Origin of the sequence: Streptomyces sp. NRRL F-525, from assembly GCF_000716605.1 — a bacterium.
Classification (GTDB): Bacteria; Actinomycetota; Actinomycetes; order Streptomycetales; family Streptomycetaceae; genus Streptomyces.
The window spans coordinates 65,960-86,399 of sequence record NZ_JNXE01000019.1 but is presented as its reverse complement, the minus strand read 5'-3'; the positions used below and the strand labels follow the sequence as shown (position 1 = coordinate 86,399).

Here is a 20,440-nt window from a genome sequence, read left to right as displayed (position 1 = left end):
TCTGCCTCGCCTCTACGGGAGCGATGCGCCGCGGGAGGACGGTAGTTGACCGACAGCCTGCTGCCAGGCTGCCCCAACTGCCGTGCGGGCATGGGCGGTTGCCTCGCCGATGTCGCCAGTGAGGTGGACGGGTTCGCCGAGGTGGACGTGGAGGTCGGGGCGGCGCAGCGGTGCGGTGAGGACTCCGGCGAGCTGCTTGACCCGGCCGCCGGAGACGATCCGGCGGGCACCGGCGTGGCCGAGCGGGACGACGGGCGCGCCGGTGGTGATCGCCAGGCGGGCCAGGCCGGTGCGGAAGGTGCCCGGTTCGCGGTCGGCGGAGTCGCGGCGGCGGGGGAGTCCGCCCTCGGGGTAGATCACCACGACCCGGCCGGCCGCGAGGGCCTCGGCCGCCAGGTCCAGCGCCGCCGCCGCGCTACCGCTGCCCCGGTGCACCGGTATGTGGCCCTCGCGGGTGAGACGGCGGCCGAGTATGGGGATCTTCCACAGTCCCGCGGTGGCGAGGACGACCGGCTCGACGCCCAGCCGGTGCAGCGCGGCCAGCACGAGTCCGGGGTCGGCGAGAGCGGTGTGGTTGGGCGCGACGATGCTGCCGGGCGCGATGGTGCGGGCGGTCCCAGTGGTGGTCACCGTCAGGCGGCCGAGGAGGGGGACGACGGTACGGGCGAAGGCGCTGAGCACGTGGTGCTGACTCTCTGATCTGCCGGTGGTGCCCGGTGTGTGGACGATCTGTATCGTCACGCGGCGGGGCGGCCGGGGGCATGAGTACGCGTACTCACCCCACCGACGGTCCGCCGCCCCCGACTCGGCGCCTTGCTCCTGACCTGGTCAACCCCTAGGGTGAATGCGCTTACATCACGTGCTGGCATCGCGTACTGACATCACGTCCTTGCATCCCGTCCTTGCATCCCGTCCTTGCATCCCGTGCAACCATCGCGCGCTGACGCCGCGATGTGCACCGACCACATGAGGATTCCGTCCCATGAGTACCGTCCCCACCGTGTACGACGTGGCCAACCGGTCCGGCGTCTCGATCGCCACGGTGTCCCGCGTCTACCGCAACCCCGACTCGGTGCGGGCCCAGACCCGGGAGCGGGTTCTCGCGGCCGCCCGGGAACTCGGCTACGTACCCAGCGGCAACGCGCGCGGGCTGGCCAGCCGTAGCACCGGTGTCCTGGGGCTGTGCTTCCCCGACTACTCCGATCCGGACGCGGAGGACACCGACGCCGAGGACGACGACGCGGCGATGCTCTACTCCGACCAGATCATCCGCGGCATGGAACGCACCGCCCGTCGGCACGGATACGCGCTGTTGATCGCCGCCTCGTTGAAGGGCGGGCCGGAGAGCCTGGTGGCCAAGGTGGCGGGACGCGTCGACGGGTTCGCCGTCATGGCACGTACCGTGCCGACCGAGGAACTGGAGGTGATCTCCCGCCGCCAGCCCGTGGTGATGCTCGCCGGCCCCCGCGAGGGCGGCGACCACCTCGACCACCTGGACCACCTGGAGGTCGCCAACTCCGACGGCCAGCGCGAACTGACCCGCCACCTCATCGAGGACCACGGCCTGCGGCGCCTCGCGTACATCGGCTCGGCCGAGGAGTCGCCGGACGTCGAGGCCCGCTTCCGGGGCTTCCTGGAGGCCTGTGCCGCAGCGGACGTGGAAACGGCCGATGGACCGGTCCTACGGATGCCGATGATGAGGCAGGCCGACGGGGCCGACGCGGTGAACGCCCTGGCCGACCGCGAGGACCCGCTGCCCGAGGCGCTCCTCTTCGCCAACGACCAGATGGCCGTCGGCGCCCTGCACGCGTTGCAGCGGCGGGGGCTGCGCGTCCCCGAGGACGTGGTGGTGACGGGCTTCGACGGGATCCCGCTCGGCCGGCTCGTACGGCCGGCCCTGACGACGGTGCGTCAGCCCATGCTGCGGCTGGGGGAGCAAGCGGCCGAGTTGCTCGTCCAGCGACTCAGCGGAGGGCCCGACAAGGAACCCGTGTCGCTGATGCTCCCGGTGACCGTGGTGCGTCGGGGTAGCTGTGGGTGCGGTGAGGTTGAGGGAAGCGGAACTCAACTGGGCTAGTTTGTGGGCGGGTTGACGAGTTCGTCTGACGGATAGTCAAGGGTTCGCAGTGGTTGCCGGTGGGTCGGAACGGGGTCGGTTCACTGCCTCGTGAGCGGGATTCCGAGAACTCCGCGGTCGTGTCCGACGATCACGTCGGAGCCTGCGGCGGCCAAGCAGGTGATGGTCACCTCCAGGGATATCTGCCGGACCGCGCCGGTCGTCGGCTCCCATACCCGCAGGTCGTGCCCGCGCCTGGCGCCGGTGACCAGGACGGTGCGCCCGTCGTGTGCTGTGGCGGCGGCCATGACCGGTGGGCCCGCGGTGCCCGTCGCGGGAGGCAGTCCCTCGCCGACCGGCGTTCCGGTGGCCGGGTCCCACAGCATGACTACGCCGCGATCGTCGGCGGTGGCCAACAGGGTTCCGTCGGGCGTGGGCACCGCCGCGACAGCTGCCACCCGGTGTCCGGCATCGCTGAGCGCACGGTCCTTCAACTGCACGGCCGCGCCCGGGTCCCAGGGGTCGTCGACGGCCGGATCCCACATGTGGACGCCGCCCTGGGTGTCCGCGGCCGCGATCAACGTATGGCCGCCGACGACCGCGACGGAGGCGATCGACCGGATCGGACGGCCGGAGGGGTTGAGCCGCCCGACGGGTTCACCCGTGGCCGGGTCCCTCAACCGGACCGCGCCCCGGGAGGTGGCGGTGACGAGGAGGATCCGGCCGTCGGCGAGAGTCGCGGTGCACATCCCGGTCACCTCGCCGAGCCAGTTGGCGACGGGTTCGCGAACCGGCCGCCCAGTGACGGCATCCCACAGGCCGATCGACCCGGAGTCGCCTCCGCTCGCGAGGAGGACGCGGCCATCGGGGAGGGGCAGCGCCGTCAACGCGCGGACACGGTCGGGATGTTCAGCGAGTGGCCCGTGGACGAGTCGGCCGTTGGTCGCGTCCCACAGACACACTTTGCCCCTGTCCCCGGCACCGGCCACGAGCGTCGTCCCGCCGGGGAGGGGCACCGGCGTGAGCGAGTCGACGGCGCCGGACGAGTCCGGTGCGGAATCGGAGAACGCGGAATTGGAGAAGACGGTCATACGGCCCCAGGGCGTGCCGTCAGTCGCGAGCAGAACGTTGCCGTCCTGCCGTAGACGGGTGGGTGCTCCGGGTGTTTCACCTGCTGCTGTCCCGGCTGGTTCGACTGCCGTGGGCTGCGCCGTCGATGTCGGCGTGGGAGCGCCCTGCGGACGGGCGCCGTCCGGGTTCTCCACCAGGCCGTCGGCGATCGTCCAGCTCTGTTCGCAGTTCCAGCAGCGGAAGTGCCCGGCGAGCAAGGCCAGTTGGCGGGCCCATTCGCTGCCGGCCCAGTGCGGGGCGCCCTTGGCCGCGACCATCCCGGCGACCAGGCACAGGACGGCAGGCTCCGGTGTTTCGACGGGAACCCCGGCCGCCGCGACGGCACGCGCCACCCGGAGGAAGGGCTCCCACTCCTGCCCCAGCGTCTCCGCCCGCAGTGCGTCGGCGACCTCGCCCCAGGGGTGCTGTCCCTGGCGGGCGCGTTCCGGGTCGGGCAACTCGGGTGCCCCGAAGGGCGGATGTCCCGGGTCCACGAAGAACTTGAGTATCTCGGTGTCGGACTCGCACTCAGGACACACCAACTGAAGGTAAGTTTCGCCGGGTTCGACCTTCCACAGCGCCGCACCGATGCGGTGACCGGCGAAGGCGACGCAGCTCAGGGCGAGTTGGCCGCAGACCTTCGCGGGAACGCCGGCGTCGAGGAGGCTCCGCGCGGCCGCCCGCTCGGCCAGCCGGAGCGCGGCGCTGAACGCCGGCTCCAGATCGGCCGGGACGGGGGGCCTGTCCTCCGCGGTCACGATGAAGCCCATGTCCACCCAGAAGTCCACGGACTGCTCCGGTGGCAACTCCGCAGCCGCCTCGACGAGATGGGGGAGGGCCGCGTAGGCGCTGTTGTAGACCGTTCCGTCGGCCAGCAGGTCGTCGGTCATGTGCGTCCAGGTCTGCCGCCAGTCAACGTCGGCGCCCGTGACGGCAGTCGAGGTCATGTGCTCCAGGAGCACTTGCACCTCCTCGGCCGTCACACCGTCGAGGTCACGCCAACGCGGGCTGTTCAGGGGCAACTTCTGAATCATGGGGTGAGTCTCGCAGTCGGCAGTGACAAGGAGCGGAAGGAAAGAGAACGGAGGGAGGCGGCGGGTTCCCGGTGCGGGGCGGGCACGTCACGCCCCGTCGCGCAGCGGCGCGTCGGCCTGATCGGCGACGGTCACCACCGCCCGGGGCGCGATCCGTTCCAGCAGGGGCAGGGCAGCCTGCCACCCGTCGACCACCATGATCTGTACGGCGAGTCTGCGGGCGCGGGGCGGATCGGACAGCTCCGCGAGTACGGCCAGTGCGCGGGCCCGTGTCGCGCGGTAGGCGATCGAGTGGGCGAGGGCTTCGGCCCGGTCCGGATCGCCGTGCCGGGCGAGTTCCCGGACGACCGCGATCAGCGCCTCGCCTTTCGACCAGCGGTCGGTGATCGAGTGGGCCACGGTCTCGGCCCGATCCGGATCGCCGCGCCGGGCCAACTCCCGGACCACGTCGATCAACGCCCTGGTCTGCGCCCGGCGGTCGGTGATCCTGTACGCGAGAGCCTCGGCCCGGCCCGTGTCGCCGTAGCGGGCCAACTGCCCGACGATCTCCGCCTGTCGCCCCGCGCGCCACTCGGGGACGATCCGCTCGACCAGCGCCATGGCCCGCTCGACCTGCCCGCGGCGGGCCAGCAGAAGGGTCAGGGCGTGCAGCAGATGGCCGTGATCAGCGCCGACGGCGGTGTCGAGCAGCGCCTCCGCCCGGTCCGTCAGGGCGAGGGCGACATCCTGGGCACCGGCCTCCGCGACCGCGTCCAGCACATAGGCCATGTCCGAGAGTCCGAAAGGGGAACGGGGCGCCGGCAGGGCTTTGACGAGCAGGTCCGGATCCGCGCCCCCGCGGCGAGCCATCCCTTGGCCGCCGGTTTCGTCACCTCCCCATGACCTCTCCCCGCCTTCGGGTGCGCTCCCGCTCCCGAGCCGTCGGCCCAGCAGCGCATCGATCCGGTCAAAGTCCCCTCCCAACGCCTCCCGGACCAACACCCGCGCCAGCGGCCCGGGTTGACTCCAAGGGTTCCGTCTATGGGACCGCGCGAAGTCCTCGACCCGGTCGGCGAGCATGGCCGCCCGGACCTGGTCGCCGGCGGCCTCGGCCACCTCCGCGAGAAGGGCAAGCACCTCTCCCGTCCCGTCGAAACCCGAGGAACTCACCTCGGCGTCGGCGCGATCGGCGAACCCCAGGGCGTCGGGAGTGTCACCGTTGTCCACCACCACCTTCGCCAACAACGCCCAGACTTTCCCCCAGTTGTGCGGGTAGCGGACGCTCTCCGCCACGGCGACAGCCCGATCGCGTTCCCCGGCCCGGGCCCACACCGGTACCAGGGCGACGAGCGCCATGTCCCGCAGTTGGCGCTCGGTGATCGACTCGGCCAACTCCTGTGCGCAGGGCAGGTCTTCGGCGTTGGCCGCGGCCTTCACCAGGGTCAGGAGTTCCTCACCCCGCTTCCCCTCGTCGCTGATCGTGTACGCCGACTCGGCCGCGCGGGCGAGATATCCCGTGCGGGCCAGCGCCTGCCGGAACCACCCGGTCGAGACACGAGTGTCCAGCTCCGTCCCCAGCGACAGCCGGAGCGCGGTCAGCAGACAGGGCTCGAACCCCCGTTGCACCAGGCCGAGTTCCGCATGACTCTCCGGCGCGAGACCGCGACGCCGCTCCCACTCCCGACTCAAGAAAAGATCCTCGCCCCACAGGGCCAGCCTCTTCGACATACCCGCATCCCCCCTCGTGCCTGCGTCCCCCCTCATGCCTGCATTCCCCCTCGGGATACCTGCGTCCCCCTCGGCGCACGAAGCCCCGGCGCCCGCCCCTTCCGTACGCGAATGAAGAACGCGACCCCGGTCAGCCCAAGCCCCCCGGGCAGGAGCGAAACACAAGCAGCACCCACACCCATCGTCGCCGATCGCCACCCACGAACGCATCGGGGAATCCACCGAACTATCCCCGTACGGCGACATCAAAAGCACCCGAAAACACGAAATGCCTCGACACGGATTCGATGTCATCGCCGGATGTCCCAGTCGTTACGGGAGCGTGACCGAGAGCCCCTTGCCCGCCCCGGAATTCGTGCACGAGAGTGATGTATGCGCTTACAGGAAGCGCATACATCCGGAACGCTCAAGGAGGAGCAGTCCATGCGCCGCCCTGCCACCACCGCTTCGATCGCCCTCACCGTGGCCTCCGCGCTCACCCTCACCGCCTGCGGTGGTTCCGGTGGCGCGGAGGTGGCGGCCGACGCCAAACAGACCCTGACGGTCTGGGCGATGGGCACCGAGGGCGAGAAGCTCGCCGACGTCGCGAAGGCGTACGAGAAGACGCACTCCAACATCACCGTGAAGGTGACCCCCGTCGGCTGGGACGTGGCGCACCAGAAGCTGGTCGCCGCCGCTGCCGCCGACAAGCTGCCCGACGTCGTCCAGATGGGCGGGACCTACCTCGGCGAGTTCGCGGACATGGGCGTCCTCGAACCGGTCGACACCAAGGCGGCCAAGGAGGGCGACTTCTTCCCCGCCGCCTGGGACCAGGTGACGTACGACGGCAAGGCCTACGGCGTCCCGTGGTACGTCGACACCCGCGTCCTCTACTACCGCAGCGACCTCGCGGCGAAGGCCGGCCTCAAGACCGCCCCGGCGACGATGACCGATCTGCAGCAGGCGGCCGAGGCGTACCGGAAGAAGGCCGGCGCCAAGTGGGGGCTGTCCATCCAGCCGGGTGGGCTGGACACCGTGCAGAGCTTCTACCCGTTCCTGTACTCGGCGGGTGGCGAGCTGCTCACCAAGGACGACAAGCCTGTCATCGACAGCGCGGCGGCCGTCAAGGCGCTGGAGAACTACGGGAGTTACTTCGACAAGGGGCTCAGCGCGAAGTCGGTGCGGCCCGGTTACGACGTGACCAAGGACTTCAACACCGGTTCCGTGCCCATGTTCTTCGGCGGGCCGTGGATCATGTCCCTGCTCGACGACAACTACCCGGACCTGAAGGGCAAGTGGGCGATCGCTCCCGTACCGACGGACGTGTCCTCGGTGTCGATGGCCGGCGGGTCCAGCCTCGCGATCTCGGCGGACAGTGAACACAAGGCCGCAGCACGGCAGTTCATCGCCTCGCTCACCAACTCCCAGGGCCAGGCCGACTGGTACGAGCGCACCCGCGACCTGCCCGCCAACAAGGCGGCCTGGGAAACCGGTGAACTCGCCACCGACGCGAACCTGAAGATCTGGCGGCGGCAACTCGAGACGGCCAAGACCCCGCCGTCCGACCCGAAGCTCACCGAGATCACCTCCAAGGTCGACACCGCCATCGAGCAGGTCACGCAGGGCAGTTCGTCCGCGAAGGACGCGCTGGACAAGGCCCAGTCCCAGATCGAAGGGCTCGTGAGGTAACAGCGATGTCCCTGGTGACCGGATCCACCGCCGACAGCGCGGCCACGGGCCCAACCAAGCTGTCCAAGGCTCCTGTTGGGCCTCCGCGAGGGCCGGGACGCGGCCGTCCGCTGGGCCGGCACAACCTGCACGGCTGGCTGTTCTCCACGCCCTTCCTGGTGCTGTTCGGCGTCTTCATGCTCCTCCCGATCGTCGCGACGCTCCTGATGAGCTTCACCGACTTCGGGGCGCGCGACGTGACCCGCCCCTTCGAGGCGGAGTTCGTCGGCTTCGACAACTACACACGGCTCTTCGACGACGACGTCTTCCGTACGGCGCTCTTCAACACCGGCTACTTCGTGGTCGTCGGCGTCCCGCTGACCGTCGTGCTGGGACTGCTCGTCGCCGTCCTTCTCAACAACGGCATCGACCGCGCCCGCACCTTCTTCCGCGTCGGCTTCTACGCCCCGGTGGTCACCACCATCGTCGCGGTCGCCGTCGTATGGCGGTTCGTCCTCGACCCCTCGGACGGGCTCGTCGCCGGTCTCGCCTCCGAACTCGGCCTGACCGCACCGGACTTCCTCGGCTCCGAGACCTGGGCCATGCCCTCGCTGATCGCGATGGCGGTGTGGCGCAACCTCGGCACCGTGATGGTCCTGTTCATCGCCGGACTCCAGGCCATCCCCACCGAGGTCCGCGAGGCCGCGCGGCTGGACGGCGCGAGCGCCTGGCAGGAACTGCGGCGCGTCACCGTGCCGTTGCTGCGGCCGACGATGCTCTACGCCACCGTCATCACCTCGATCGGCTACCTCAACGTGTTCGAGGAGCCCTTCGTGATGACCCAGGGCGGCCCCTCCAACGCCACGATGACCGTCTCCCTGGACATGTACCGGGAGGGCTTCAACTTCTTCCACATGGGCTACGCGAGCGCCATGGCATACGTCCTGTTCGTGGTGATCATGGCCATCACGGTGCTCCAGCTCCGACTGCTGAAGGACAACACCTCATGACCGCGCCGACGGTGACCGCTCCCGCCCGCCGCCCGGGCCGGGTGCGAGGACCCCTGCTGTACACGGTCGCCTCGCTGGGGCTGCTGGTCATGGCCGCACCGTTCCTGTGGATGGCGCTGTCGGCCTTCAAGACGAAGAAGGACCTCACGGCCAGCCCGCCGGTGTGGATCCCCAGCCACTGGACGCTCGCCAACTTCCGTGACCTGCTGCACCAGTTGGACATGGCGCGGTACTTCATGAACTCGCTGATCGTGGCGGTGCTCGTGACCGTCTGCAATCTGCTGTTCTGCTCGATGCTCGGCTATGCGCTGGCGAAACTCCAATTCACCGGCCGTTCCAAGGTGTTCGGCATCGTCCTCGCGGCCCTGATGGTGCCGGGCAACCTGCTCGTGCTGCCGCTGTACGTGCTGATGACCAAGCTGAACCTCATCGACACCTACGCCGGACTGGTCCTGCCGTTCGCCGCCGGGGCCTTCGGGGTCTTCCTCATGCGGCAGTTCATGCAGTCGATCCCCGACGAACTCCTCGAAGCGGCCCGCATCGACGGCGCCGGCGAGTGGTACATCTTCTGGCGCATCGTGCTGCCCCTGGTCAAGCCCGCCCTGGCGACCCTGACGATCTTCACTTTCCTCGGTTCCTGGAACAACTTCGTCTGGCCGCTGATCGCGACCAACGACCCCGGCAAGTACACGTTGCCCGTGGCCCTGGCGACGTTCGCCAACGATCCCAACCGCACGGTCGGCGGCGGCAACGGGATGCTCATGGCCGGCTCCCTGCTCGTCGTGCTGCCGGTGCTGCTCGTCTTCGCCGTACTGCAACGCCACTTCACCCAGGGCATCGCGACCGCCGGGCTCAAGTAGCCCGCCGCATGCGCCTGTTGGCCCCACACGCCCGTTGCCCGTTGGCCCCACCCAGCAGAAAGACACGTCGAACCATGAGTCACACTTCCACCCCGTTCCCCGACGGCTTCCTGTGGGGCGTGTCCACGGCCGCCCACCAGATCGAGGGGAACAACGTCAACAGTGACTGGTGGCGCAAGGAACACGACCCGGCGGCCGGGATCGAGGAGCCGAGCCTGGACGCCTGCGACAGCTACCACCGCTGGGAGCAGGACATGGACCTGCTCGCCCAACTCGGCTTCACCGACTACCGGTTCAGCGTCGAATGGGCCCGCATAGAACCCGTCCCGGGCACCTTCTCCCGCGCCGAGACCGCCCACTACCGCCGCATGGTCGACGGCGCCCTCGCCCGCGGCCTGCGCCCGATGGTGACCCTGCACCACTTCACGGTCCCGCGGTGGTTCGAGGACCTCGGCGGCTGGACTGCCGACGGCGCGGCCGACCTGTTCGCCCGGTACGTCGAGCAGTGCGCGCCGATCATCGCGGACGGTGTCCGCCACGTGTGCACCATCAACGAGCCCAACATGATCGCCGTGATGGCGGGTGCCGCCAAGGCCGGTGACCAGGGCTTCCCGCCCGCCGGTCTGCCCACCCCGGACGAGGGGACGACCCACGCGGTGATCGCCGCCCACCGGGCCGCCGTCAAGGCGGTGCGCGCGATCGACCCCGCCATCCAGGTCGGCTGGACGATCGCCAACCAGGTCTACCAGGCGCTGCCCGGCGCCGAGGACGTCACCGCCGCCTACCGCCACCCCCGCGAGGACATCTTCATCGAGGCCGCGCGCGACGACGACTGGATCGGCGTCCAGTCCTACACCCGCACCAAGATCGGCCCCGACGGCCCGATCCCCGCGCCCGAGGACGCCGAACGCACCCTGACGCAATGGGAGTTCTACCCGGAGGCCGTCGGCCACGCCCTGCGCCACACCGCCGACGTCGTCGGCCCCGGCGTCCCGCTGATCGTCACCGAGAACGGCATCGCCACCGCCGACGACACCCGCCGTATCGACTACTACGCCGGCGCCCTGGACGCGGTCGCCGCCGCCCTCGAAGACGGCCTGAACATCGCCGGCTACCTGGCCTGGAGCGCCCTCGACAACTACGAATGGGGCTCCTACCGGCCGACGTTCGGCCTGATCGCCGTGGATCCGGTCACCTTCGCCCGCACCGCAAAGCCGTCCGCCGCCTGGCTCGGCGCGCTGGGCCGCACCCGCGAACTGCCGCGCACGGCAGGGCGGAACGCGTAGCCCGCCCCAAGTCCCGGGAGCCGACGGGCCCCTGACACCCCGTCGGCTCCCGCCCCGCCGGTGTCCCGCACGGGACACGACGACGAGCGCACCCCTTGCCTTGCCCGTCCCGCCCGTATTCCCCTGGGAGTTGGACCCGCATGAACCGTCGTACGTTCCTCACCACCGCCACGGCCGGAGCCGCCGCCCTCACCGCCGCGATGCCCCTCGCCTCCGCGTCCGCGTCGACCCGTGGCCGCCCCGCCTCCGACAGGGCGCCCCTGCGGACCTGGTTCGAGGCGACCTACCGCTCGATGACCGGGATGACCACCGAACTCGGCCTGACCGCCGACACGATGGACGTCTCCGGCACCGGCACCCCCGCGCCCTCGACGCAGACCTCGCCGACCAACATCGGCTGCGGCCTGTGGTCGGCCGTTGCCGCGGCGGGCCTCGGTGTGATCTCCGGGTCCGTCATGCACCAGCGGCTGTCCCGCACGCTCGCGGCGGTCGAGAGGCTGGAGCGTGCGCACGGCTTCTGGTTCAACTGGTATGACGCGTACGACGGTTCGGTCCTCACCAGCTGGCCCGGGACGGGCGACCCGGTGCGCCCCTTCCTCTCCACCGTCGACAACGCCTGGCTCGTCACCGGACTGAAGATCGCCGCCGACGCCGATCCCGAACTGCGTCCGTGCGTTGCCCGGCTCCTCGCCGACGCCGACTGGTCGTACTACTACACCCCCTACGACCCGGCCGACCTGGTCGCCGGACCCGGTCAACTGCGCGGCGGCTTCTGGCCGGACAAGCCAGGCAAGGGCGAACCCACCGGCCACCACTACGGCGCCCTCAACACCGAACCCCGCATGGCCAGTTACCTCGGCATAGCCGACAACTCCCTTCCCGCCGAGCACTATTGGCACCTGTTCCGCACCCTCCTGCCCGGCATGGGGCAGGAACAGGAACCCGAGGGCTCCTACGTCACGATCGACGGCGTACGGGTGTGGGAGGGCCACTACACCTACCGCGGCCGCAAGCTCGTCCCCACCTGGGGCGGTTCGATGTTCGAGGCGCTGATGGTCCCGCTGTTCGTGCCCGAGGCCGCCTGGTCGCCGTACTCGTGGGGCACCACCCACCAGCGCTATGTCCGCAGCCAGATCGAACACGGCCTGGACGAGGCGAAGTACGGCTACTGGGGCTTCTCACCCGCCAACATCCCCGAGGGCGGCTACCGCGAGTACGGCGTCGACGCGATCGGCATGCAGGAGGACGGCTACGACTCCCTCGGCGTCGTCACCCCGCACGCCTCCTTCCTCGCCCTGCCGTACGCGGCGCCCGAGGCGCTCGCCAATCTCACCGCGCTGGCACGGGACTTCGGCGCCTACGACGACCGCTACGGCTTCCGCGACTCCGTCGACACCGCGAACGGGCGCGTCAGCGACTCCGTCCTCGCCCTCGACCAGGGCATGATCGCCGCCGCACTCGCCCAGCACCTGCGCCCCGGCCTCCTCCAGCGCCCCTTCCGCACGGAAGGTTTCCGCTCCCGGGTCCGCCCGCTCCTCGGCAAGGAGCGCTTCAGCGTCTGAGGAACGCGGGGAGCCGATCGGGGCCCGGGCCGGGAAACAGTGCGGAAACCTGGGCCTCCAGGTTGCGTGGCGCGCAACCTAGTGCGTATAGCGATACTCGTATTAGCATGCGTCGCGTATCTACGGCGCGAGCGAGACGAGAGATCATGGCTCCCCTGCAATACGACTTCGTCATCGTCGGCGGTGGATCCGCCGGCAGCGCACTGGCGAACCGGCTCTCCGCGGACCCGGCCCACCAGGTGCTCGTCCTCGAGGCCGGTCGGCCCGACTACCCGTGGGACGTCTTCATCCACATGCCGGCCGCGCTGACGTATCCCATCGGCAGCCGGTTCTACGACTGGAAGTACGAGTCGGAACCCGAACCCCACATGGGCGGCCGGCGCGTCTACCACGCCCGCGGCAAGGTGCTCGGCGGTTCCAGCAGCATCAACGGCATGATCTTCCAGCGCGGCAACCCCATGGACTACGAGCGCTGGGCCGCCGACGCGGGCATGGAGAGCTGGGACTACGCGCACTGCCTGCCGTACTTCCGGCGGATGGAGAACTGCCTCGCGGCCGATCCCGACGACGAGTTCCGTGGCCACGACGGCCCGCTCGTCCTCGAACGCGGGCCCGCCGCCAACCCGTTGTTCGGCGCGTTCCTCAACGCCGTTCAGGAAGCGGGGTATCCGCGCACCGACGACGTCAACGGCTACCAGCAGGAGGGCTTCGCGCCCTTCGACCGCAACGTCAGCCGGGGCCGCCGACTGTCCGCGTCCAAGGCCTACTTGAAGCCCGTGCGCAAGCGGCCCAACCTCACCGTCACCACCCGTGCGATGGTCACCCGCGTCCTCTTCGAGGGCAAGAAGGCCGTCGGCGTCGAGTACCGGCACCGCGGCAAGGTCCAGCAAGTGCGGGCCCGCGAGGTCATCCTGTGCGGCGGCGCGATCAACTCCCCCCAGCTGCTTCAGCTTTCGGGCGTCGGCAACGCGGAGGAACTGAGCGCGCTCGGCATCGACGTCGTCCACGACCTGCCGGGCGTCGGCGAGAACATGCAGGACCACCTGGAGGTGTACATCCAGTACGCCTGCAAGCAACCCGTCTCCATGCAGCCGTACATGGCGAAGTGGCGCGCTCCCTTCATCGGCCTGCAATGGCTCTTCCGCAAGGGCCCCGCCGCCACCAACCACTTCGAGGCAGGCGGCTTCGCCCGCAGCAATGAGGACGTCGACTACCCCAACCTGATGTTCCACTTCCTGCCGATCGCGGTCCGCTACGACGGCTCGTCGCCGGCCGGTGGCCACGGGTACCAGGTGCACGTCGGGCCCATGTACTCCGACGCGATCGGCTCGGTGAAGATCAAGAGCAAGGATCCGCTGGAGCACCCCGCGCTGCGCTTCAACTACCTGTCCACGGAACAGGATCGGCGTGAGTGGGTCGAGTCGATCCGGGTCGCGCGGAAGCTCCTCAACCAGCCCGCGCTCGCCCCGTACAACGACGGGGAGATCTCGCCCGGGCCGTCCGTGGAGAGCGACGAGGAGATCCTGGCGTGGGTGGCCAAGGAAGGGGAGACGGCTCTGCATCCGTCCTGCACCTGCAAGATGGGCACGGACGAAATGGCCGTCGTCGACCCCGGCAGCATGCGGGTGCACGGGGTGGAGGGGCTCCGGGTCGTGGACGCGTCGGTGATGCCGTACGTGACCAACGGCAACATCTACGCGCCGGTGATGATGATCGCGGAGAAGGCGGCGGACCTCATCCTGGGCGAGGAGCCGCTCGCTCCGTCCTCGGCGGTGTACTACCGGCACCGCGACGCCCAGAAGCAGGCCGGGTAGGCGGTGAGAGGGTGAGGGCGGGAGGGGAGGGGGTGAGCTTCTGGGGGCTCCGCCCCCAGACCCCCGGTCGGCCCTGAAGGGGCCTCGTCCTCAAACGCCGGACGGGCTGGGTGTCGGCGGCCTGCGTTGGAAGTCGCCGGCGACGGCTGGATATGGCCGACCGCCGTTTCGAGTCGGCGGAGACTGGTGGACATAGCCGGCCTGCGCTTCGAGTCGCCGGAGGCGGGTGGACATTGCCGGCCTGCGCTTCGAAGTGCCGGAGACCGCCGGATTTGCCGACCCGTGCTCCAAGTCGTCGGGGGGCGGGCTGATGTGTGCGTGCCCGTGGTGCAGGGCACCGGATTCGGGCTCGTGCGTGTCCGTGTTGCACGTTGCCGAGGTCGGGCTGATGCGTGTCCGTGTCGCAGGGTGCCGGGGGCGGGCTCATTCGGGCGCCCCTGTGTTCCAAGTCGCCGTCGATGGGCCGGCGCGTGTGCCCGCGCCCCAAGTGCCGCCACCGGAAGCCGTATACAGCACACGCCCGTAACCGCACCTGCCGCACCCGGACCCACTCGCACCCGGACTCAGCCGTACCCGCACCCGGACTCACTCGCACCCGGACTCGTCCGTATCCGCAGCCGGACTCACCCCTGCCCGCAGCCGGACTCACCCCTCCCCTCACCGGAACACCACCGTGCGGTTCCCGTACACCATCACCCTGCTCTCGCTGTGCCACTTCACCGCGTGCGCCAGCACCTGCGCCTCCACGTCCCGCCCCACCGTCACCAGCTCCTCCGGGTCGAGCGAGTGGTCGACCCGGACCACGTCCTGGTCGATGATCTGGCCCTCGTCCAGCTCCGGCGTCACATAGTGCGCGGTGGCGCCCACGAGCTTCACGCCGCGGTCGTACGCCTGCTGGTAGGGGCGGGCGCCCTTGAAGCTGGGCAGGAAGGAGTGGTGGATGTTGATGGCGTGGCCCTCCAGCTGCTTGCAGAGGTCGTCGGAGAGGATCTGCATGTAGCGCGCCAGCACCACCAGGTCGATGTCCAACTCCCGTACCAGGTCGAGGAGTTGCGCTTCCGCGTCCGCCTTCGTGTCCCTGGTCACCGGGATGTGGTGGAAGGGGATGCCGTACGTCTCCGCGAGGCCCTCGAAGTCGCGGTGGTTGGAGACGATCGCCGGGATCTCGATGTTGAGGGCGCCGGTGCGCTTGCGGAACAGCAGGTCGTTCAGGCAGTGGCCGAACTTGGAGACCATGATCAGGGTCCGGGTTGGGGTGGCGGCGTCCCGGAGGGTCCAGGAGATGCGATATGCCTCGGCCACCGGGCCGAATCGGTAACGCAGTGTTTTCAGGTCGGCGTTTGGATCGGAAACGTCGAAGTGGACCCTCATGAAGAAGCGGCCCTTGAGCCGATCATCGAATTGCTGGCTTTCCAGGATGTTGCCGGAGTTCCGGACGAGAAAGCCGCTCACGGCATGGACCAGTCCGGCGCTGTCCGGACACGAGAGGGTGAGGACGAATTCGCGGCCGGGGTGCGGTCGAGGGGACATGGACAGCCTCCGTCGGTGCGTAGCATTGGTGCGTATTGCACAACGTGGTGAGCGATACGCAACATGGTTGGGCCGGGCGCCGCTCGCGGTCAAGAGGCGGCCGGGCAATGGGAGGCATGGCGAAATCGTCATCCGCCAACCCCTTGACGTATGTCTGCACATTCGCCAGGGTGTTCCACCACAAGCAATACGGTGCACGATGCGCAACGGAATTCGCTCGAAGGGCTCCACACGTGGCAGACCTGTATGTGGACGGAGAATGGCGCGATGCGGTGGCCGGCGGTCACCGTGACATCCGCTGTCCCGCCGACGGCACGCTCACCGCGACCGTGTCCGAGGGAACGCGTCCCGACACCGAGGCCGCGATCGCCGCCGCCCGTCGCGCCTTCGACGAAGGACCCTGGCCGCGTACCCCCGAGCGGGAGCGCGGCGCGTTGCTGCTGCGGACCGCCGATCTCATCGAGCGCGACGCCAAGGAGTTCGCCCGCGCCGAGTCGCTGGACACCGGCAAGCGGCTGGTGGAGAGCGAGTACGACATCGCCGACGTCGTCTCCTGTTTCCGTTACTACGGCGGGATCGGCGGCACCGATGCCGGACGGGTCATCGACACCGGCCGGGACGACGCCGTAAGTCGCGTTGTCTACGAGCCCGTTGGGGTCTGCGGGCTGATCACGCCCTGGAACTACCCGCTGCTGCAGGCCAGTTGGAAGGTCGCTCCGGCGCTCCTCGCGGGGAACACGGTCGTCCTCAAGCCGAGCGAGCTGACACCCTCCACTTCCATCCTGCTGATGAAGGCGCTGGAGGAGGCCGGGCTTCCCGCCGGTGCCGCCAACCTCGTGCTCGGTGCCGGGCCCGAGGCGGGCGCACCGCTCTCCGAGGACCCCGCCGTCGACATGGTCTCCTTCACCGGGGGACTCGAGACGGGCAAACGCATCATGGCCACCGCCGCCGCGACCGTGAAGAAGGTCGCGCTGGAGCTGGGCGGCAAGAACCCCAACGTCATCTTCGCCGACGCCGACTTCGAGACGGCCGTGGACTTCGCGCTCACGGCCGTCTTCCTGCACTCGGGCCAAGTCTGCTCGGCCGGCGCCCGGTTGATCGTCGAGGACTCGCTGCACGACCGGTTCGTGGACGAAGTCGTGCGGCGGGCGCGGCAGATCAGGCTCGGCGGCCCCTTCGATCCCGAGGCCGAGACCGGGGCACTGATCTCCGCGCAGCACCTGGAGAAGGTCGAGGCGTACGTCGCGGCGGGCATCGCCGAGGGCGCTGTACTGCGGTGCGGTGGTGAGCGGCCGAGTGAACTCGCCCTCGCCGACGGGCACTTCTACCCGCCGACCGTCCTCGACGCGTGCACGCAGGACATGCGCGTGGTGCACGAGGAGTCCTTTGGACCGGTCCTGACCGTCGAGCGCTTCACCGACGAGGACGACGCCGTACGCATCGCCAACGACACCGAGTACGGCCTCGCCGGCGCCGTCTGGACCCAGGACGCGGGGAAGGCCCAGCGGGTCGCCCGGCGGCTGCGGCACGGCACGGTGTGGATCAACGACTACCACCCCTATGTGCCGCAAGCGGAATGGGGTGGCTTCGGACACTCGGGCGTGGGCCGGGAGCTGGGACCGACCGGCCTGGACGAGTACCGAGAGCCCAAGCACATCTGGCAGAACATCCAACCCCGGCCGCAGCACTGGTTCCGCGGCTGAACGCCGAAAAGAGGTCGATAGTGACCCCAGCACAGACCGAGGTGCCGCAGCGGCGCGGCACTCCCCAGGACTCGGCCCCCACCCCGGTCATATCCGTGCGCAAGCTGTGGAAGGTGTTCGGGCCGAAGGCAGAGCAGGTACCCGATTCCGAGGAACTGTGCGGGCTCACACGCCGTGAGCTGATGGACCGCACCGGCTGCACCGCCGCCGTACGCGACGTGAACTTCGAGGTCTCGCCCGGCGAGGTCTTCGTCGTCATGGGGCTGTCCGGCTCCGGGAAGTCCACCCTGGTGCGATGTCTGACCCGGCTGATCGAACCCACCGCCGGTGAGATCGTCTTCGAGGGCGAGGACATCCGGGACGCGGACGCCAAGCGGCTGCGCGAGCTGCGGCGCCGTAAGTTCTCCATGGTCTTCCAGCACTTCGGGCTGCTGCCGCACCGCCGGGTCGTCGACAACGTGTCGTTCGGCCTGGAGATCCGCGGCATGAGCAAGGCCGAGCGCACCAAACGGGCCCTGGAAGTCGTCGAGTTGGTGGGGCTCTCCGGGTACGAGAACTCCTACCCCGACCAGCTCTCCGGCGGCATGCAGCAACGCGTCGGCCTGGCAAGGGCGTTGGCCGGTGACCCGGACGTGCTCCTCTTCGACGAACCGTTCTCCGCGCTCGACCCGCTGATCCGCCGTGACATGCAGAACGAGGTCATCCGGCTGCACCACGAGGTCGGCAAGACCATGGTGTTCATCACCCACGACCTGTCCGAGGCCCTCAAGTTGGGCGACCGCATCCTCATCATGCGCGACGGCAAGATGGTGCAGTGCGGGACGGGCGACGAGCTGGTCGGTGCCCCCGCCGACGACTACGTCCGCGAGTTCGTGAAGGACGTGCCGCGCGGTGACGTCCTCACCCTGCGCTGGATCATGCGCCCCGCCGTGGACGAAGACCCCCTGGACGGACCCGAGTTGGGCCCTGACGTCGTCGTACGCGAGGCAACGCGCGCGGTGCTCGCGGCCGACAAGCCCGTCAAGGTCGTCGAGAACGGCAAGCTGCTCGGCATCGTCGGCGACGAGGAGATCCTCGCGGTCGTCGCCGGGCAGGAAGGCGACGCGTGATGACCGTCGCCGTGGAGAAACCGGAGCCCGCGCAGCAAGTCGCGGACACCTCACCGGAGTTGAAGAACCCGCGACGCAAGGTGACCCGGCCCATGATGGTCGGCGCGATCCTCGTCGTCTGGCTGGTGCTGTTCGCCGTGCTGCGCGGCAAGCAGACGCTGACGCTCGCGGCGGCCGACCTCACCGGGCTGCACCGCTGGTTCAACGACCTCAACGACTCGGTCGGCGCCAACCGCAACTCCAACCCGCTCTTCCTCTACTTCTTCAACGAGATCCGCCTGGTCATCGACAACCTGGTGACCTTCGTCCAGGACCTGATCTCACAGCCGAGCGGCGACCGCCCGCTGCCGCAGATCGGCTGGCTCGGGGTCGTCGGCATCGCCGGCTTCGTCTCCTGGGCCGTCGGCAACTGGCGGGTCGCGCTCCTCGCCATGGCCGGCTTCGCCTTCTTCGGGCTCCAGGGCCTGTGGCAGGAGAGCATGGACACCCTGGCGCTCACCCTCTCCGCGGTCCTCGTCGCGCTGCTGTTCGCGATCCCGCTGGGGGTGTGGGCGGGGCTGTCGGACCGGTTCAACCGGATCATCACGCCTTTCCTGGACTTCATGCAGACGATGCCGACCTTCGTCTACCTGGCCCCGCTGACCCTGATCTTCCTCATCGGCCCGGCCTCCGCCGTGATCGCCACGGTGATCTACGCGGCCCCGCCCGCGATCCGCATCACCGCGCACGGCATCCGCTCCGTGCCGGAGACGACCGTGGAAGCGGCGGACTCCATGGGGTCGACGCGCTGGCAGTCGCTGCTCAAGGTGCTGCTGCCGATGGCCAAGCGGACCGTGGTGATGGGCGTCAACCAGACCATCATGGCCGCTCTCGCGATGGTCACCATCGCGGCCCTGATCGACGCGCCCGGCCTCGGCAAGACCGTCATGCAGGCACTGCAGACGCTCGATGTGGGCACGGCCTTCAACGCCGGCCTGGCCATCGTGATCATGGCCATCGTCCTCGACCGTGTCACGACGGCGTCGAGCACCCGCACGGAACAGGCCAGGAACTCGACCGGCCGCTTCCTCACGTGGCGCCGACCGCTGCTCGGAGCGGGCGCGGTGGGCGTCGTGGTCCTGATCTACCTCTCGCACACCTACCTGTGGGCGGCGCAGTTCCCCGGCGACGGCAGCACCGGCACCCACATCACGAACGCCGCGAACAGCGTGACGACGTGGGTGCAGGACAACCTGTCGGGCGTCACCAACGCTTTCCGCAACGCACTCACCAACGGCCTGCTCAACCCGTTCCAGTCGCTGCTCACCGACTCCCCATGGTGGCTCGTCGGCGCGGCGCTCGTCGGGATCGGCGTGGTGGTCGGCGGTTGGCGCTCCGGGGTCACAACTGCCATATGCGTAGGCCTGCTTGTCGGCACCGGCGTGTGGTCGGACGCCATGACGACACTCGCTTCGACCGTCGTGGCGACCGTGATCGTGATGCTGTTCGGCATCGCCTTCGGCGTGTGGATGGGGCGCAGCGCGATGGTGGACCGGCTGTTGCGGCCCACGTTGGACGCGGCGCAGGTCATGCCGCCGTTCGTCTATCTCGTGCCGTTCCTCGCGCTGTTCGGGGCGACGCGCTTCACCGCGATCGTCGCCGCCGTCGTGTACGCCGTACCGGTCGCCATCAAGATCACGGCGGACGGGGTGCGGGCCGTGCCCGAGACCACCGTCGAGGCGGCCACGGCGGCCGGGTGCAACACCTGGCAGATCATCACCAAGGTTCAACTCCCGATGGCACGCAGCGCCTTGACCCTCGCGACCAACCAGGGCCTGATCTACGTGCTGTCGATGGTTGTTGTGGGCGGCCTGGTGGGAGCCGGCGCCCTCGGCTACGACGTGGTGGCCGGATTCTCGCAGGGCGAGCTGTACGGCAAGGGGCTGGCGGCGGGGCTCGCCATCGTCCTGCTCGGAGTCATGTTCGACCGGATCACTCAGGCGGCCGCGCGCCGAACCAGCGCTTAAAGGAGC

14 protein-coding genes are annotated in these 20,440 nt (G+C 69.5%); 10 read left to right on the top strand and 4 right to left on the bottom strand.

The window, feature by feature from the left end; genetic code table 11:
• Nucleotides 1-12: 12 nt before the first annotated feature.
• Nucleotides 13-681, bottom strand: a complete 669-nt coding sequence (locus OO69_RS26470; RefSeq protein ID WP_033283353.1) for a lysophospholipid acyltransferase family protein — start codon at nt 679-681, stop codon at nt 13-15.
• A gap of 301 nt (nt 682-982) precedes the next feature.
• On the opposite strand from OO69_RS26470, the gene OO69_RS26465 reads away from it, so the two are divergent.
• On the top strand, nt 983-2,077 hold the full coding sequence (locus OO69_RS26465) for a LacI family DNA-binding transcriptional regulator (RefSeq protein ID WP_033283289.1): 1,095 nt from the start codon (nt 983-985) through the stop codon (nt 2,075-2,077).
• 80 nt (nt 2,078-2,157) lie between these two features.
• On the opposite strand, the gene OO69_RS26460 is transcribed toward OO69_RS26465, so the two are convergent.
• Together OO69_RS26460 and OO69_RS26455 are read right to left on the bottom strand one after the other, a co-directional pair.
• On the bottom strand, nt 2,158-4,200 hold the full coding sequence (locus OO69_RS26460; RefSeq protein WP_234444530.1) for a PQQ-binding-like beta-propeller repeat protein: 2,043 nt from the start codon (nt 4,198-4,200) through the stop codon (nt 2,158-2,160).
• A gap of 87 nt (nt 4,201-4,287) precedes the next feature.
• Complete coding sequence (locus OO69_RS26455; RefSeq protein WP_033283288.1) at nt 4,288-5,907, bottom strand: hypothetical protein; 1,620 nt, start codon at nt 5,905-5,907, stop codon at nt 4,288-4,290.
• 423 nt (nt 5,908-6,330) lie between these two features.
• On the opposite strand from OO69_RS26455, the gene OO69_RS26450 reads away from it, so the two are divergent.
• From OO69_RS26450 to betA, 6 genes are all read left to right on the top strand, one after another.
• Complete coding sequence (locus OO69_RS26450; protein WP_033283287.1) at nt 6,331-7,575, top strand: sugar ABC transporter substrate-binding protein; 1,245 nt, start codon at nt 6,331-6,333, stop codon at nt 7,573-7,575.
• A gap of 5 nt (nt 7,576-7,580) precedes the next feature.
• Complete coding sequence (locus OO69_RS26445; protein ID WP_051801203.1) at nt 7,581-8,564, top strand: carbohydrate ABC transporter permease; 984 nt, start codon at nt 7,581-7,583, stop codon at nt 8,562-8,564.
• Entirely contained in the window at nt 8,561-9,424 is an 864-nt protein-coding gene (locus OO69_RS26440; RefSeq protein ID WP_033283286.1) for a carbohydrate ABC transporter permease, read from the top strand. Before OO69_RS26445 ends, OO69_RS26440 begins: the two co-directional genes overlap by 4 nt.
• Nucleotides 9,425-9,498: 74 nt before the next feature.
• The gene (locus tag OO69_RS26435; protein ID WP_033283285.1) at nt 9,499-10,710 is read left to right on the top strand and encodes a glycoside hydrolase family 1 protein; all 1,212 of its coding nucleotides are present in this window, start codon (nt 9,499-9,501) and stop codon (nt 10,708-10,710) included.
• Between the two features lie 140 nt (nt 10,711-10,850).
• A complete protein-coding gene (locus OO69_RS26430; protein ID WP_033283284.1) occupies nt 10,851-12,272 on the top strand; it encodes a glucoamylase family protein in 1,422 nt (473 codons plus the stop codon).
• 146 nt (nt 12,273-12,418) lie between these two features.
• On the top strand, nt 12,419-14,086 hold the full coding sequence (betA, locus tag OO69_RS26425) for a choline dehydrogenase (RefSeq protein WP_033283283.1): 1,668 nt from the start codon (nt 12,419-12,421) through the stop codon (nt 14,084-14,086).
• 657 nt (nt 14,087-14,743) lie between these two features.
• Here the strand turns inward: betA and purU are convergent.
• Nucleotides 14,744-15,616: a formyltetrahydrofolate deformylase gene (gene purU / locus OO69_RS26420; RefSeq protein ID WP_033283282.1), complete on the bottom strand. Its 873-nt coding sequence runs from the start codon at nt 15,614-15,616 to the stop codon at nt 14,744-14,746.
• A gap of 233 nt (nt 15,617-15,849) precedes the next feature.
• Between purU and OO69_RS26415 the strand changes: the two genes are divergently transcribed.
• Genes OO69_RS26415 through OO69_RS26405 form a run of 3 tightly spaced genes read left to right on the top strand, consistent with a single transcriptional unit; the run spans nt 15,850 to nt 20,434 of the window.
• Complete coding sequence (locus tag OO69_RS26415) at nt 15,850-17,319, top strand: aldehyde dehydrogenase family protein (RefSeq protein WP_033283281.1); 1,470 nt, start codon at nt 15,850-15,852, stop codon at nt 17,317-17,319.
• Nucleotides 17,320-17,339: 20 nt separating this feature from the next.
• A complete protein-coding gene (locus OO69_RS26410) occupies nt 17,340-18,428 on the top strand; it encodes a quaternary amine ABC transporter ATP-binding protein (RefSeq protein WP_033283280.1) in 1,089 nt (362 codons plus the stop codon).
• Nucleotides 18,428-20,434: an ABC transporter permease gene (locus tag OO69_RS26405; RefSeq protein ID WP_033283279.1), complete on the top strand. Its 2,007-nt coding sequence runs from the start codon at nt 18,428-18,430 to the stop codon at nt 20,432-20,434. Before OO69_RS26410 ends, OO69_RS26405 begins: the two co-directional genes overlap by 1 nt.
• Nucleotides 20,435-20,440 lie beyond the last annotated feature (6 nt).